This window comes from Prochlorococcus marinus CUG1438, from assembly GCA_017644325.1.
GTDB classification, from domain to species: domain Bacteria; phylum Cyanobacteriota; class Cyanobacteriia; order PCC-6307; family Cyanobiaceae; genus Prochlorococcus_A; species Prochlorococcus_A marinus_AA.
Genome location: JAEPLS010000003.1, coordinates 39,064 through 54,666 on the forward strand (window position 1 = coordinate 39,064; position 15,603 = coordinate 54,666).

17 protein-coding genes are annotated in these 15,603 nt (G+C 31.6%); 9 read left to right on the forward strand and 8 right to left on the reverse strand.

All coding sequences use genetic code 11. The annotated features are described in order from the left end of the window. Window positions 1-11 precede the first annotated feature (11 nt). From JJ847_08535 to JJ847_08545, 3 genes are all read right to left on the reverse strand, one after another. Window positions 12-1,322 (reverse strand): adenylosuccinate synthase, encoded by a 1,311-nt coding sequence (locus tag JJ847_08535; protein MBO6960931.1) that lies wholly within the window; start codon window positions 1,320-1,322, stop codon window positions 12-14. Between the two features lie 81 nt (window positions 1,323-1,403). Beyond that, window positions 1,404-1,841, reverse strand: coding sequence for a photosystem II protein Psb27 (psb27, locus tag JJ847_08540; GenBank protein MBO6960932.1), 438 nt, complete (start codon window positions 1,839-1,841; stop codon window positions 1,404-1,406). A 24-nt stretch (window positions 1,842-1,865) separates the two neighbouring features. Beyond that, window positions 1,866-3,668, reverse strand: coding sequence for a proline--tRNA ligase (locus tag JJ847_08545; protein ID MBO6960933.1), 1,803 nt, complete (start codon window positions 3,666-3,668; stop codon window positions 1,866-1,868). Window positions 3,669-3,841: 173 nt separating this feature from the next. On the opposite strand from JJ847_08545, the gene JJ847_08550 reads away from it, so the two are divergent. The 5 genes from JJ847_08550 (at window position 3,842) to lepB (ending at window position 6,127) form a co-directional block, all read left to right on the forward strand. Continuing rightward, complete coding sequence (locus JJ847_08550; GenBank protein ID MBO6960934.1) at window positions 3,842-4,192, forward strand: resolvase; 351 nt, start codon at window positions 3,842-3,844, stop codon at window positions 4,190-4,192. 96 nt (window positions 4,193-4,288) lie between these two features. Further along, the gene (locus JJ847_08555; GenBank protein ID MBO6960935.1) at window positions 4,289-4,543 is read left to right on the forward strand and encodes a hypothetical protein; all 255 of its coding nucleotides are present in this window, start codon (window positions 4,289-4,291) and stop codon (window positions 4,541-4,543) included. After that, the gene (locus tag JJ847_08560) at window positions 4,533-5,084 is read left to right on the forward strand and encodes an inorganic diphosphatase (GenBank protein MBO6960936.1); all 552 of its coding nucleotides are present in this window, start codon (window positions 4,533-4,535) and stop codon (window positions 5,082-5,084) included. Before JJ847_08555 ends, JJ847_08560 begins: the two co-directional genes overlap by 11 nt. After that, window positions 5,085-5,441, forward strand: a complete 357-nt coding sequence (locus JJ847_08565; GenBank protein ID MBO6960937.1) for a Spx/MgsR family RNA polymerase-binding regulatory protein — start codon at window positions 5,085-5,087, stop codon at window positions 5,439-5,441. 29 nt (window positions 5,442-5,470) lie between these two features. Further along, window positions 5,471-6,127, forward strand: coding sequence for a signal peptidase I (lepB, locus tag JJ847_08570; GenBank protein ID MBO6960938.1), 657 nt, complete (start codon window positions 5,471-5,473; stop codon window positions 6,125-6,127). Between the two features lie 49 nt (window positions 6,128-6,176). Here the strand turns inward: lepB and JJ847_08575 are convergent, their stop codons facing one another. Then, a complete protein-coding gene (locus JJ847_08575) occupies window positions 6,177-7,505 on the reverse strand; it encodes a histidine phosphatase family protein (GenBank protein MBO6960939.1) in 1,329 nt (442 codons plus the stop codon). A gap of 114 nt (window positions 7,506-7,619) precedes the next feature. On the opposite strand from JJ847_08575, the gene JJ847_08580 reads away from it, so the two are divergent. From JJ847_08580 to tal, 4 genes are all read left to right on the forward strand, one after another. Next, on the forward strand, window positions 7,620-8,981 hold the full coding sequence (locus tag JJ847_08580; GenBank protein ID MBO6960940.1) for a CPBP family intramembrane metalloprotease: 1,362 nt from the start codon (window positions 7,620-7,622) through the stop codon (window positions 8,979-8,981). Between the two features lie 87 nt (window positions 8,982-9,068). Next, complete coding sequence (locus JJ847_08585; protein ID MBO6960941.1) at window positions 9,069-9,497, forward strand: hypothetical protein; 429 nt, start codon at window positions 9,069-9,071, stop codon at window positions 9,495-9,497. Then, window positions 9,497-11,248 carry a penicillin-binding protein 2 gene (locus JJ847_08590; protein ID MBO6960942.1) on the forward strand — a complete coding sequence of 584 codons (1,752 nt, stop codon included), beginning with the start codon at window positions 9,497-9,499 and terminating at the stop codon, window positions 11,246-11,248. The genes JJ847_08585 and JJ847_08590 overlap by 1 nt, the downstream gene beginning before the upstream one ends. Before the next feature lie 90 nt (window positions 11,249-11,338). Further along, the gene (tal, locus tag JJ847_08595) at window positions 11,339-12,340 is read left to right on the forward strand and encodes a transaldolase (protein ID MBO6960943.1); all 1,002 of its coding nucleotides are present in this window, start codon (window positions 11,339-11,341) and stop codon (window positions 12,338-12,340) included. Between the two features lie 26 nt (window positions 12,341-12,366). Here the strand turns inward: tal and JJ847_08600 are convergent, their stop codons facing one another. The 4 genes from JJ847_08600 to cobO form a co-directional block, all read right to left on the reverse strand. Next, a complete protein-coding gene (locus JJ847_08600) occupies window positions 12,367-13,500 on the reverse strand; it encodes an NAD(P)/FAD-dependent oxidoreductase (GenBank protein ID MBO6960944.1) in 1,134 nt (377 codons plus the stop codon). Beyond that, on the reverse strand, window positions 13,497-14,045 hold the full coding sequence (gene frr / locus JJ847_08605; GenBank protein ID MBO6960945.1) for a ribosome recycling factor: 549 nt from the start codon (window positions 14,043-14,045) through the stop codon (window positions 13,497-13,499). Before frr ends, JJ847_08600 begins: the two co-directional genes overlap by 4 nt. Window positions 14,046-14,067: 22 nt before the next feature. Continuing rightward, window positions 14,068-14,772, reverse strand: a complete 705-nt coding sequence (locus tag JJ847_08610; GenBank protein ID MBO6960946.1) for a UMP kinase — start codon at window positions 14,770-14,772, stop codon at window positions 14,068-14,070. Between the two features lie 126 nt (window positions 14,773-14,898). Next, on the reverse strand, window positions 14,899-15,591 hold the full coding sequence (gene cobO, locus JJ847_08615) for a cob(I)yrinic acid a,c-diamide adenosyltransferase (GenBank protein ID MBO6960947.1): 693 nt from the start codon (window positions 15,589-15,591) through the stop codon (window positions 14,899-14,901). Between the last annotated feature and the right edge of the window lie 12 nt (window positions 15,592-15,603).

Genomic DNA, 15,603 nt, shown 5'->3' on the forward strand with positions numbered 1-15,603 from the left:
GTATTAAGAAATTATCTTAGAAGTGCTCTTTTAGGCCCATGAATTGGATCCTCAATTACTATAGTTTGATCTCTATTAGCCCCTAATGAAACTATAGCAATTGGAACCTCCATTAATTCAGCTAAAAATCTGAGGTAATTCATGGCATTTTGAGGTAGATCAGATAGATTTCTGCAATTTGCAGTTGAACATTGCCAGCCTTTTAATTTCTTGAAGATTGGCTTACATTTTTTTAAGTCATCTGAATTCGTTGGGAAATAGTCTATTTCCTCTCCATCTAGTTCATAAGCAACGCAAACTTGTATCTCATCTAATTCATCTAATACATCAAGTTTTGTAACTGCTAAACAATCAAGACCATTTACTGATACGGCATATTTCCCAATAACTCCATCAAACCATCCACATCTTCTCCTTCTACCAGTAGTGGTTCCAAATTCACTGCCTCTATCACAAAGTTGATCATTAATACTTCCCTGTAATTCTGTAGGGAATGGGCCTTCACCCACTCTTGTTGTGTACGCTTTTGCAACTCCTATAACTCTATCAATTAACGTTGGACCAACTCCAGCGCCAATGCAAGCCCCTCCGGAAATGGGGTTTGATGATGTAACAAAAGGGTACGTTCCATGATCTAAGTCAAGTAGAGTACCTTGGGCGCCTTCAAATAGAATGTTTTTCTTATTTTTTGAGGCTAAATGGATAGTTCTTGTACAGTCCACGACATGCTTTGATAACCTTTCTCCATAGTCAAGATATTCTGCAACAATGTCTTCCATCTTAAGTGGTTCAATACCATATATTTTTTCTAATAAACCGTTTTTTTCTCTTAATGGAATTTCGATTACATCACTTAATCTTTCCTTGTTAAGCAAATCTCTTACTCTAATGCCGTTCCTTTGGGATTTATCCGCATAAGTTGGGCCAATACCCCTACCTGTTGTCCCTATTTTGTTAGAACCTCTATCAGCCTCCATTGCTTCATCCAATATTCGGTGGTAGGGCATTGTTACATGCGATGTTGATGAAATTTTTAATCCTGAGATATCAATTCCACTATCGATTAACATATCTATCTCTTTTAGCAATATTTTTGGATCTACAACTGTTCCTGATCCAATTAAACAAGTAGTATTTTTATAAAGTATCCCAGAAGGAATTAGATGTAATTTTAAGACTTTATCATCTACAACTATGGTATGGCCTGCATTCACCCCTCCCTGGTAGCGTACAACAACATCAGCCGAGCGGCTCAGTAAATCCGTAATTTTACCTTTTCCTTCGTCACCCCATTGGGCTCCGATTACAACAACATTGGCCAATTTTAGAAGAGCATTATTTTTGTGGGAATATTTAATATATTCAAAAATATTGGTTAACTTTAAGAAAGTAAATGAATTGTATCAACTTTCTCTGAGAGCCATTTTTTCAGCAAGAGAAAATTCTTTAGTTAAACGCTCCTTAAGTTTATCTGGTAAAGGTCTACTTGAAAAGTTTTTGTAATGACCAGCCATAGCATTTAATGCTGTTTGCATGGTGGTAAATGATTGAGTTTTGTTAACCATCCCCCTATTTCTGTATCTAGAAATATAGTCAGTTATAAGGATTAGAGCTTCGCTTCTTATTTCGTCTTTATCTGGAGAATCTTTTGGAGTATCAACAGCTATTTGTAATGATTTAACAACTGAAATTGTATCTTTTGTGTAGTCACCTGTCATTGAGGTTTTTGCGGCAAACGAAGGGGAATTAAAAAATGCAAAAACAATAATCAAGGAAAGGACAAAAGATATAGCTTTGGTTAGATTCTTAAAAATTAATTCAGATCTCCATTTCAGTAACATGACTTAGCTCCTAAAAATTTAGCCTTAAGTTTTTTTATTGTACATTATTTGTGATTCCGAAATAAATGTTTCCAATAATTCGTCGGCACTAATTTTAGATTTAGTATCATTTACCCTGCATAAAAGTTCTATCTCTCTATTAATAGAATCTCTCCCAACAATTATCTGAAAAGGTATACCAATTAATTCTGCATCTTTAAATTTCACACCCGCTCTTTCATCTCTATCATCTAGAAGGACTTCAATTTTATTAATTTTCAAATTGTTATATATTTCCTCCGTAAGATCTTTTTGAATCGGATCTTTTAGGTTTGTTGGGATTATAATAACTTCAAAAGGTGCAATCTGTATTGGCCAACATATTCCCTTTTGATCATGATTTTGTTCGATAGCAGCTTGGACTATTCTTGTTACTCCAATTCCATAACAACCCATCCATAAATTTTTTAATTGGCCATCTTTATCGGAGAACTTAGCGTTTAATTTTTCACTATATTTTTGACCTAGTTGGAAAATATGACCAATTTCAATACCTTTTTTTTCTTTTAATTCCTCATCATCATTAATTTTTATCATATCTCCTTTCTTAGCATTTCTGATATCTTCAATTAGGAAATCTTTTGAAGCAAAGTTAAATTCCTGAAAAACTTTGTGAAAATTAACTTTATTTCCACCACTTATAAACTTTGAGAGACTTTTAGCAGAATGATCAATAACTTTGGTCCATGTTTTTTCCCAATTAGAACTAGTTTTAATAGTTTTATTATCCAAATCTGGTCCTATAAAGCCTAAAGGAAAATCAACAAGGTTTTTTTCGATAATTTTTTTGTCTTCAATTTTTCTAAGATTAAGAAGGTTTGATTTATAAAGTTTATTTATTAAGTTAAAAAGCTTTACTTCATTAATATGTTGATCGCCCCTTATACATGCAAGAATTGGAACCTCTGTTTTATTTTCGAAAATCGCAAGGAATACTACGACTTTGATAATTTGACTAGGGTCCAAATTATTTTTTTTACAAAGTTCAATGATTGTTTTTTGTTGAGGTGTTTCTAGCCAGCCTGAAAGATCAGGCCTTATTGGAATTGGTTGTGAGGGTAAAGAAACAGCTTTCTCAATATTAGCAGCATAAGAACCACTTTTAGTAAACAAAATGGTATCTTCTCCAGCATCTGCGGTTACCATAAATTCTTTTGATGAGGCACCCCCGATAGCTCCACTATCTGCTTCAACCCCAACGGTTTGTAGTCCACAAGATTTAAAAATATTTTCATAAGCATTGCCCATCCTTTCATAAAATGAAGCTAAATCCTCTTTTGAAGAGTGGAAAGAATAGCCATCTTTCATAATAAATTCTCTACTTCTCATTAATCCAAACCTTGGTCTTATTTCATCTCTAAATTTTGTCTGAATTTGATAAAAACATTGTGGTAATTGCTTATATGAGTTAATGATTTCTGATGCAATACTCGTAATCACTTCTTCGTGAGTTGGTGCTAAACCAAATTCTTTACCTTGTCTATCTTTCAGATTAAACATTATTCCTTCTCCGGCAGTGTATCCTTCCCATCTTTCACTTTTTTTCCATAATTCTGCTGGATGAAGTTGGGGTAAAAGTAGTTTAGTGCAACCGTTACTATTAAGTTCCTTTTCAATAATGGCGGATATTTTTTCAATAACTCTAAGCATTATTGGCATATATGCATAAATACCGCTGTTAACTCTACGAATGTAACCAGCTTTTAAAAGTAATTGATGTGAAATAATTTCAGCTTCAGAAGGTGTGTCACGAAGTGTCCCCAGAGGAAATGAGGTGGTTACGCGCATACAAAAATACATTAATATTCGATAATTTTATCAATTAAGTTGAAAAAAAAATTAAAAGTGTCTTGAGTCCCTCAACGCAACTAGTCTGAATATATTCTTTCTGCTAGTTTCTTCAGTAATGAAGGTCAAACTTTTTACAAAGTTAATTATTCCTAAAACATTTTCTTAAAATTATGGAAAATATAGATTCCAATATTTCTAGCGAAGAGGAATTAGTAGGTATTGATGAAGTTCAAAAATTCCTAAACCGATCAAGGGCTTCAGTTTATAGGTACACAAATACAGATTTAAGAAATCTTAATCCAAATTTTAATCCAAGAAAATTAAATCCCGAGTTTAGGACTGATCAAAAAGATCCCCTAAAATTCCATCCTAATGAAGTAGCAAGATTTGCTAAAGATATCTTAAGAATCAAGGAGGTTACTGTAGAGGTATTTAATACACCTTCTTCAGCTGCTCAAAACATAATGGTACAAATATTAGATGAATTAAAATTAATTAGATCTTTGCTAGAAAAAGAATAATTTGAAAGTTACTAAAGAATGTTTTGATTTATTGACATTAAGTATGTAGGATAATGATGTTCAATTATCTCCTTAACATTTACCAATTAAGACTTCTTGAGTTATACGAAATCAAAACACTTTACAAAAAGCCAATTAAGTGAAGAGTCTTCCCTCGGTTCTTCTTTAAGTGATTTTGAAAGAGATGATGATGACCCCTTAAGTATTAGGAGTTTATCAATAACATCTCTAGGTATTATTTTTGCCTTTATGACATTTTTATTGCCTTCAATCAGCATTTTTATTGGAAGGCCTTTCTCTCAAGACAACGAGATAATTTCTAATCAAGACTTTAAAAAAGATGGATCTTAGTTCGATACCTCCATCTCCAATGAATGGGATAGTAAATATAGTTGTAGAGATTCCTGCTGGCAGCAGGAATAAATATGAATATTGTTCTGAAGCAGGGATAATGGCATTAGATAGAGTATTACATTCTTCAGTGAGATATCCCTTTGATTACGGTTTTATTCCCAATACACTTGCTGATGATGGCGCTCCTCTTGATGCAATGGTGATAATGGATGAGCCAACTTTTGCTGGCTGTTTAATAAAAGCTAGACCTATTGGGGTTTTGGATATGCATGATTGTGGAGCATATGACGGGAAGCTTTTATGTGTGCCTATGGCTAATCCAAGGCAGGCCAATATAGTAAGTATTAATCAAATCGCTCCAAATCAGCTTGAGGATGTTGCTGAATTTTTTAGAACTAGTAAGGGACTAGATGGAAGAACAGTTCAAATTGATGGTTGGAGAGATTTTGATGTAGTTGAAAACTTACTGAAAAATTGTACATCCAAAAAAAAGAAAAACTTTAAAGTGCTTAGAAAATCAACCATCAGTAAAAGTTAATTGAATAAAATTATTTTTTATAGTTATTTAAAATGCTCTACTTGTCGAAAAGCGGCAAAGTGGCTTGATAGTAAATCTTTTGAATATCGATTAATGGATATTGTAAAAGAACCTCCATTATATAAGTACATAAATCTAGCTTTAGAACAATATTCTTCAGATAAAAAAAGGATATTTAATACAAGAGGCAAAGCTTTTAAATCGATTGATGTAGATATTCACTCTTTATCAACGGAAGAAATTACTCAAATACTTTTAAGCGATGGTAAATTAATAAAAAGGCCATTTTTGGTTTATGAAGAAAAAAAAGTAATATTGGGATTTAATGAAATTGAATATGCTAAGGAATTTATGTAAGGTTAAAAATTAAAGTCTTTAATAAATTTATGCCTGCTTCTCTTAAAAGTTTTTTAAAAGAATGGGGTTTATTAATCCTATTAACTTTTTTTGTTTCCTCTTGTAGATCCTTTTTTGCAGAACCTCGTTACATTCCCTCAGGTTCAATGCTCCCAGAATTACAAATAAACGATAGGTTAATCATTGAAAAATTCTCACTTAAGAACTCTCTACCAAAAAGAGGTGATATCGTCGTTTTTAAATCTCCATACTCATTTGATGAAAAACTAATTTCGTTGAGATCTAAGCCATTACCGAAAAAAAGATATTGTTTTTTTATGAGTTTCCCTCCGATGTCTTCTATTCCTGGTTTAAGGGATCGAGCTTGCGATGCTTATATCAAGAGAGTAGTGGCACTTCCTGGGGAAATTGTTAGTGTAAATTCTAAAGGTGAAGTAATGATAAACAATAAATTAATTTCTGAACCTTATGTATCTTTTAAATGCTCCTTGACCTTCTTAAATGAATGTGGTGAATTTGAAAATATAAAAGTTCCCAAAGATCATTTTTTAGTTTTAGGAGATAATAGAGCAAATAGCTGGGACGGAAGATATTGGCCTGGTAATAAATTCCTTCACAAAAAGGAGATCATCGGAAGAGCTTATTTAAGATTTTGGCCTCTTAGTAATATTGGATTTTTCAATTAGTAAAATTTAATTAAGACTTAACGAAAATTACTTTTAGAGATCTGTTAATTTAGAGTGCACCAGATGCCGTGGAATCAATAATTCCTCCAAGATGAGTTGTGATGTTAAGTGCACTAATCACAGGTGGTTTGGTGGGATCATTGAAGAGGTCTATTACAGTTATTCCACCATTACCTTGTTTTATCATCCAAATATTTGAATAATTAATCCCAAGGATATTACAAATCAGAGTTTTATTGACTGCATCATGAGCAACTAGGAGGGTTAGATCATTGTTTTTTTGAGATGAACAAATTTTGTCAAAAGCTGATATGGACCTTTCTGAGACATCTTTGATGGATTCACCTTCCGGCATTATTACTTCTTCAGGTTTATCGTGCCAATTTTTTAGTAAATCAGACCACTTCTCTCTAATTTCAGATTCAAGTTTGCCTTCCCATAATCCGTGACTTATTTCTATAAGATCATCTATTTTTTGTATTTTTAAATCTTTGTTATTTTGAAGAATAATTTGTGCTGTTTCGTAAGGTCTATTCATTGAACTTGAAAATGCCTTATTAAAAAAAATATTTCTCAAATATTCAAAAGTTTTTCTCGCTTGATCCCTACCATTTTCGTTTAAAGGTATATCAATCTGTCCTTGGAATCTCCCTTCTTTATTCCAATTTGTCTCTCCATGCCTTATTAGAAATATTCTTGAATCTCCAATTTGACTAGGAATATTTGTATGCAGATGAGATGTTTGATTTAAGCATTCAATTTGGGTCTCAAAAGAGTTATCTTTTCTTGAAATATTAAGAATTGAAATAGAAGCATTTTCTAATCTTATTTTCCTAAAACCTTGCTTAGGCTTTCCAATTAAAGAAAGTATTAAACATCTAAGAATCGCATTATGTCCAACTACTAAAATATTTACATCATCTTTGTTTAAATAAATTTTTAAAATGTCTTTTATAAAATCAGTCGCTTGATCAAATAAATCTTGAATTGGTTTGTAAGTTTTATTATCACTTCGTTCTAAAGTTAGATTTTCTGGATCATTTTTCCATATTTTGTATGTTCCTGGAAATTTCTGTTTTATTTCATCGATTTTTAACCCAGACCATCCACTAAGGTCTACCTCTATCAAGTTCTTATCAAATGCAATACTTTGTTCTGTGTTGAAGTTTTTATTAATAGTTTTTGCAGTCTCTGCTGCTCTTACAAGAGGAGAAGAATAAATTTTATCAAAGTTTATTTTTGATAATGCTTTTCCAGCTTTGATAGCTTGTTCATATCCTTCATCTGTTAATAAAGAATCATCAGTTCTTCCTTGAATTAATCCTTTCGCATTAAAGCTGCTTAAACCATGCCTAACTAAAACTAATCTTATAGTCATTATATTAATTTGAAAATGATGATAATTTAATCATCTCATGGCGTGATAGAAATAGGTATATTTAAAAACAATTTCAAAAGTATTTAACTATAGTTCTAATCTTTAAAATAAATTATGACTTTTAAAAATATTTCTAAGACAAAACTTTCTCTAGCTTTAATTTCCATAGTTATAACATTTTTCGTATGGCAACAAGGCTTAAGAGATAGTTTGAGTAGACCGTCTGTATCATTTGATATAAGTCAAAAAGAACAGGAAATTGTTGAATTAGCAGAGCAATCAATACCAAGAAATATTAAAAAATTTTTTATCATAAATGATCCAGTTGATGAAATAAATAATGCCCTTTCTCAGGTCTCATTTAATGAACTAACAGAGAGAAATAAATTAATTCGGGTAATCTCTTCAGATATAGATGGAACTTTAATTGAAAAAAATACATCCCAATATTTTATAAATACAAAATATAATTTAATATTTGATGAACTTAAAAAAAAATCGAATAATAATTCCTATAAATCTAATTTTAATAAATTTGATCTATACAAAGACGATAAATTTTTATATCACCTTTTAAGCGAGGAATTTGATTTTGATGATAGTTCATTAATAACTAAATCATTTTCAAGCAAAATGTTTTTGAGAATATTAGCCATCAGATTAATTCCACTATTAACAATTTTTCTCGGTTCGATCTTATCTTTAAAAATTTTATGGAAAGCTATATCTATAAGGAAGTTTGAGTGGAAAGAAATTGAACCTTTAAACTTAGACTTGCTAGATATGGTCTTATTAATTGCTGGTGGATTTGTTGTCTTAGGAGAAGTTGTTTCACCTTTATTTTCAATTAGTTTAGTTGAACTGTTTTCTAAAAATTTTTCAAATGAGTTGTCTCAGTCTCTAAAAATATTTTTTGGATATCTTTTTATGGCTATCCCACCATTGTTGATAGTTTTTTATCAAATTAAATCCTTAAAAGGTGAATTTACCCTGAAAAAAGATTATTTTCAGTTTAAGTTCTCGACAATCCAAGATGCGGTTTTTAACGGGATTAAGGGCTGGTTAACTATTGTTCCCTTTGTTTTATTTATTTCACTAATTATGAACAGTCTAATTGACAATCAGAATGGTAGTAACCCCTTGCTTGAAATTGTTCTCAATACTAAGAGTTACTTTTCTTTTATTATTTTATTTGTAACAACTACTGTTTTAGCTCCTTTATTTGAAGAGATTATATTTCGAGGTGTTTTATTGCCAACTCTCTCCAGAGATTTTGGAATAATTTGGAGCATTATTGTTTCATCTTTTGTTTTCGCTTTGGCACATTTAAGTGTAGGCGAATTACCTCCTTTATTCGTTCTGGGAATAGGGCTAGGAATTACAAGAATGGCTTCAGGAAGTTTGCTTTCTTCGGTAATTATGCATTCTTTATGGAATGGATTGACTTTCTTAAATTTGTTCTTGTTAAGAACATAAATAATTTGATTTTTATATCTTGCATAACAAACTAAAAGATGTTTATTTGATGTATAACACTTGTTTTATTATTGAGCTAGATAATAGATGAAACCTTATGGGAAACAATCTTATTTAAGCAAGATTGTTTCATGCGAAGTTCAACAAAATTCAGAAAAAATAAATAACCTAAACCTCAAATTAATAAATCAAATAATAGACACTATAAATATCTCTCTAATTGTTTTAATTTTTACATTATTTTTCTTGTCCTTGGATAGCCAAACGAAATGGTCAAATACATATAAAACTTTATCAATAACAAAAGCAATTAATAACAATCTCATCGACTATATTTCTAAAACAGAAGAGTTTTATGTCACCGAACTTGAGTCTCTGGATACTTATAGAAAAACCAAACCTAAAGATTTAATATATTTAGACAAAATTACTGAAAAAAAAGAAAGTTTTTTTAAGAAAAAATTCAAGATCTTTATTAAAGGTCTTCATGAAAGTAAATATCAAAAAGGATATTGATGAATAAATATAAAAAAATTGTTCATATAGTGCCCCTTGATCAAAGGAGATTTAAAGTCCTCTATATTTTTTGCTTGCTAATAATTTTTTCTTTGTTTGGTAGGTTAGTTAAATTGCAAGTTTTTAATGCACCAGATTTGCAAAGGATCGCTAGATTAACACAATCTTCTAAAACTACTCCCTTAAAAAAAAGAAGATCAATTGTTGATAGAAATAATAGAATAATTGCCTATGATAAACCACTCTACAAATTATGGGCTCATCCAAAATACTTTAATTTTCCTGGTGACTCAGTTAGAGGAATCCGTAGCACTGAAGAAGTTGTTAAAAAATTGTCTCCTATTCTGAATTTGAAAGAAGAAAAAATATTGGAAAAATTTAATAACAAAAAACACGGCATCATGCTTTTGGATAAAATTTCTGAAGAAAAAGCAAAAAAGATTAAAAATCTTAAAATAAGCGGACTTGATTTGTTTAAATATTCCCAAAGATATTATCCACAAAGAGAGCTTTATTCTAATCTTGTTGGGTTTGTTAATGATGAGAATAAAGGTTCTGCAGGTTTAGAGCTTCATTTAGATAATCAAATTAAAGTTTTTAATAAAAGCAATTTAATAAATAGAGGAGGAGATGGAACTCCTCTTCCTGATAATTCATCCCCAGGAGATTTTATTTCTGACTATAAGAGTTTAAGCCTAACTATAGACTCAAAATTACAGAAAGCTTCTTTTGATGCTTTAACAAGGCAAGTAAAAGAATGGAAAGCAAAGAAGGGATTCGCAATGGTTATGGATGTTAATAATGGTAAAATTCTCTCTTTAGTTGCAGTTCCCTCTTACGACCCTAATAAATTTTGGCTGTATGATTCTGAAACCTTCAAAGGATGGTATACACAAGATCTTTATGAACCTGGGTCAACTTTTAAACCTATTAATCTTGCGTTGGCTTTAGAAGAAGAAGTAATTCAAAAAGATGGTTTAGTTGAAGATATTGGAAAGATTAATGTTGGAGGATGGACACTTTCTAATTGGGATAAAAAAGGTAATGGATATATTGATTACCCAAAAGTTTTGCAGGTCTCTAGCAATGTTGCGATGGTAAAAATAATGCAAAATTTAGACCCTAAAATTTATTGGGATTGGCTAAAAAATTTAGGTATAAATAAAAATTTAGAGACTGACTTATATGAATCAACACCGGGTCAATTAAAGAGAAAAGATTTATTTATAAATCAACCCATTGAGCCTGCTGTGGCATCTTATGGTAAGGGGTTTTCAATTTCACCACTTAAGTTGGTTCAACTTCATGCGGCCTTGGCAAATGGCGGATTTGAAGTAACACCCCATGTAACTTCAACTTTTAAAGAAAGAGTTAATAAAAATTCAAAAAAACAATTTTTTTCATACGATGTCTCTAAAACTATTCTTGAATGGATGGAGAGTGTAGTTGATAAAGGTAGTGGTTCTGGAGTTAAAATTGAGGGTTATAGAATTGCTGGAAAAACTGGGACCTCTCAAAAAGCTTTAAATGGTTCATATACAAGTAAAAAAGTTTGTAGTTTTGTGGCGACCTTACCAGTTAATGATCCGAAATATGTTGTCCTTGTGGTCGTTGATGAGCCATCTAAATCATATGCATATGGTTCAACTGTTGCAGTGCCAGTTGCGAAAGAAATTATCGAGAGCTTAATAGTGATTGAAAAAATACCTCCCAAGATTAAAGATCATGAAATGATTGTTAAAAAACTCTAAAATTGTCCAATTTTATAAATATTTAGTTCATTATCTGATGATTTCATCAGGAATAAAAGCTAGTTTATGTATATGTATGATTATCTAGATATGAAATCAATTTTAGAACAATTGTCCACAATGACCGTTGTTGTTGCCGATACTGGAGATTTAGATTCGATAAAAAAATTCCAACCAAGGGACGCCACCACCAATCCATCGCTAATACTTGCTGCGGCTAAGAACCCTGATTATGTGAAATTAATTGATAAAGCTTTAGAAAGTTCAGAAAATACATTGCCCCAAGGATTCTCTAAAATTGAATTAATTAAAGAAACTGTGGACCAAGTTTCAGTTTTTTTTGGAAAAGAAATATTGAAAATTATTACAGGGCGTGTATCTACAGAAGTTGATGCAAGATTGAGCTTCGACACTGAAGCTACGGTAGAAAAAGCGAGAAAATTGATAAATCTCTATAAAAACTTTGGAATTGAAAAGGAAAGAATTTTGATTAAGATAGCTGCAACATGGGAGGGAATTAAGGCGGCTGAAATTTTGGAAAAAGAGGGTATTAAGTGCAACTTAACTTTACTTTTTAACTTCTGCCAAGCGGTAACTTGTGCCAATGCAAAGATAACTCTAATTTCTCCGTTCGTTGGCCGTATATTGGATTGGCATAAAGCAAAAACCGGTAAAACTAGTTTTGTTGGTGCTGAAGACCCTGGTGTTATTTCGGTTACACAAATATACAAGTACTTTAAAGAAAAGGGATTCAAAACAGAAGTAATGGGAGCGAGTTTTAGAAATCTTGATGAAATAAAAGAATTAGCAGGTTGCGATCTTCTAACAATCGCACCAAAATTTCTTGAGGAACTGAAAAAAGAAAAAGGGGAGTTAGTTAGAAAATTAGATGTAAGTACCCAAATAAATAATTCTATTGACTACGAATTTGAAGAAAAAGATTTCAGATTAAGTATGTTAGAAGATCAAATGGCAAGTGAAAAGCTTAGCGAGGGTATAACTGGATTCAGCAAGGCTATAGAAGAATTGGAAGAGCTGCTACTTAAGAGATATTCAGAAATTAAAAATCATAAATTGATTTCTGCTAACTAAATTTAAGTTTGAATTAAAAAAAAGAATTAATCTCCACTTTTTGTTAAAAGTCTTCTGATAACTCTTTTTGCAATATCTTCATAACTCATTTCTCCTGATAATATTTGAGCAATACGTTTAGGCGCTGTTTTTCTTTTGACACCTAGTTGGTACCCAGTTCTGGGAAATCTATAAAATACTTGGGCTATTCTCCTACCCCAAGCCATTGATTTCCCCCAAATGTTGTTAATTTTTTTCGTATAAATATTTAAATCATCTACTTTTCCTGATAAGCACTGATCTATGTATTCTGAAGCATAAAAACTGCTAATTAAAGATGGTCTAATTCCTTCAGCTAAAAATGGATCACATAGAGATGCGGCATCTCCAACCGCTAAAACTTTGTCACCATTAATTGAGTGGAAGCCATTCCATATTCTCAGTTTCTTACTAATTGTTTTATCAGGAAAATATTCAAAACCGAAGCTTCTGATTACTTGTTTGTTTATAGCCTGATTCTCTAGGGGACCATTATTTATAAAAGTACCTAAACCAATATTTAAGCTTTCTCTTAGGGGGAATGCCCATGCAAAACCATATTTTATAAATCCAAACTCAAATCTAACTGTATCTCTAGGTATTTCACCTAATCCTTTCAATCTTAATGAGATTGTGTTCGCAAATTTAGGTTTTCTTGGCCCTAAATTGAAATAACCTGCCCATTTGGAATTGGACCCATCTGCAATTACAAGAAATTCAGAAATATATTTTATTTTGTTATCGCAAGTAATTTCCCACTTATCATTTTTTTTTATGATTTTTTCTATCAATAATGGCCTCATTAATTGAGCTCCATTACTCAAGGACTCATCAAGTAATAATTGATCAAGCTTCTCTCTTTTAATAATCCAAAATGGGGATTCACCAGTAAGATCAGCAGTTACATTATCTGTAGCCTTCCATCTGAATTCAACATTCTTAATTTTTGATTCTATGGAATCTTTTATATCTAAAGGAAGAAAACTTTGCATTGAAGATGCCATCCCACCAGCACATGGTTTATATTCTTGGGATTTTTCTTTTTCGATAATTAAAACAGAATATCCTTTCTTTGATAGGTTAAGAGCAGTGGAAGATCCTGATAAACCTCCACCAATTATTACAACGTCAAATCCTATCAAACTTTTAGAATTTCTTTTTCTTTTTCAGACAATTTAGTTTCTATTAAGGCAATATATTTATCAGTAATTTTCTGAATTTTAGATTGATTATCTCTCGATTCGTCAATAGAAATAAGACCATCTTTTTCATCTTTTTTTTCTTTATCAACAGCATCTCTTCTGATATTTCTTAAAGCTACTTTCCCTTCCTCCGCATATTTAGAGGCTAATTTACAAAATTCTTTTCTTCTTTCTTCTGTTAGAGGAGGAACATTTATTCTTATTACTTTCCCATCATTATTTGGAGTAATACCTAAATCACTCATAGAAATAGATTTCTCTATCGCTTGTAAACATGAAATATCAAAAGGTTGTATTGAAATTGTTTGCGAATCAACAGTGCTTATTGTGGCAAGCGATTTGATTGGTGTCTCCGCTCCGTAGTATTCAACACTTACTCTGTCTAACAAGGAAGCATTAGCTCTGCCTGTCCTAATTGTATTAAAGTTTCTTTGTGTGGCTTCAATACTTTTATTCATATTTTCTTGAATTTCTTTTTCTTTCATAATAAAAAAAATAAAATAATCTTTAACTAATTAAAGAGCCTATTGGCTCACCAGTAACAGCTTTAGAAATGTTCCCTTTTTTGAATATATCAAAAACCATAATTGGGATATTATTATCTTTGCAAAGTGCAATCGCAGTGCTGTCCATTACTGCAATTTCATCACTAAGAACTTGTTGATAACTGAGAGAAGAATATTTTTTTGCATCTTTAAATTTATTAGGATCACGATCGTAGACTCCATCAACTTTAGTAGCTTTCATAACAACTTCAGCGTTTATCTCAGCTGCCCTCAAAGCTGCTGTTGTATCAGTTGTAAAAAATGGATTTCCGCATCCACCTCCGAAAACCACAACTCTGCCTTTTTCTAGGTGCCTCATAGCTCTTCTTCTAATGTAGGGTTCAGCAATTTCCTGCATTTCGATTGCTGTTTGTACTCTGGTTGCAACTCCTACTCTCTCGAGACCATCTTGAAGTGATATCGCGTTCATTACTGTTGCTAACATCCCTACATAATCAGCCGTCGCGCGATCCATTCCGTCTGCAGATCCTTTAAGCCCCCTAAAAATGTTCCCACCACCAACAACTATTGCAAGTTGTACATTATTTTCGACTACTTTTGAGACATCCTCTGCAATTGACTGAACTATAGCTGGATCAATACCATAAGGTTTTTCACCCATTAGTGCTTCACCACTAAGTTTTAAGAGAACTCTTTTGTAAGTCATTCATTAATTGTACTTTTAAGACCTTAGCAAGTAAATGCACCAAATTTATTTTTTGTTTGGATATTGCTTGCGTCTTTAAACATTTCTAAACTTGCCTAAAAAAAATTAAATAATAATTTGCTGTAACTAAAATTCAACACATTTTTGTGCTTTTATTCCTTGTTCTTTAAAAGGATGACTTATTAGTTTCATCTCTGTAACTAGATCAGCGTAATTGACAATTGAATCAGATGCTCCCCTTCCAGTTAAAACAATATGATTTTTTCTATTATTTAAGCTTTTTAAAAAAGTGATAATTTCTTCTGGTGCAAGATAACCTAGTTTTGTCGCAATATTAATTTCATCAAGAATGATGAGTTTATAAGATTCATTTTTAATATATTTTTTGGCTAGTTGCCATGCTTCTTGAACTAATTTTTCATCTCTTACTCTGTCTTGTGTTTCCCAAGTAAATCCTTCCCCTAATGAATGCCAAGATATGTTTGAAGACAAATTTTTAAGTGCTTTTTCTTCTCCAGTGGTCCAGCCTCCTTTAATAAATTGAATTATTGCTACTTTATATCCATGCCCTATCGTCCTTAAAGCCATACCTAAAGATGCAGTTGTCTTGCCCTTGCCATTTCCTGTAAAAACAATCAATAATCCTTTTTTTGTTTTTCTAATTTGTAGTCTTTCGGTTTGAATATCTTTTCTTTGCTGCATTCTTTTTTTATATGAGCTTTCATCACTATCTGGTGAAAGTTTTCCTCCCATTCCAAGTTTATTTGCTTGATTATCGAGGTTATATATTTTCTTAGAAGATGAAGGTTTTTCTTGCATATTACCCAAATT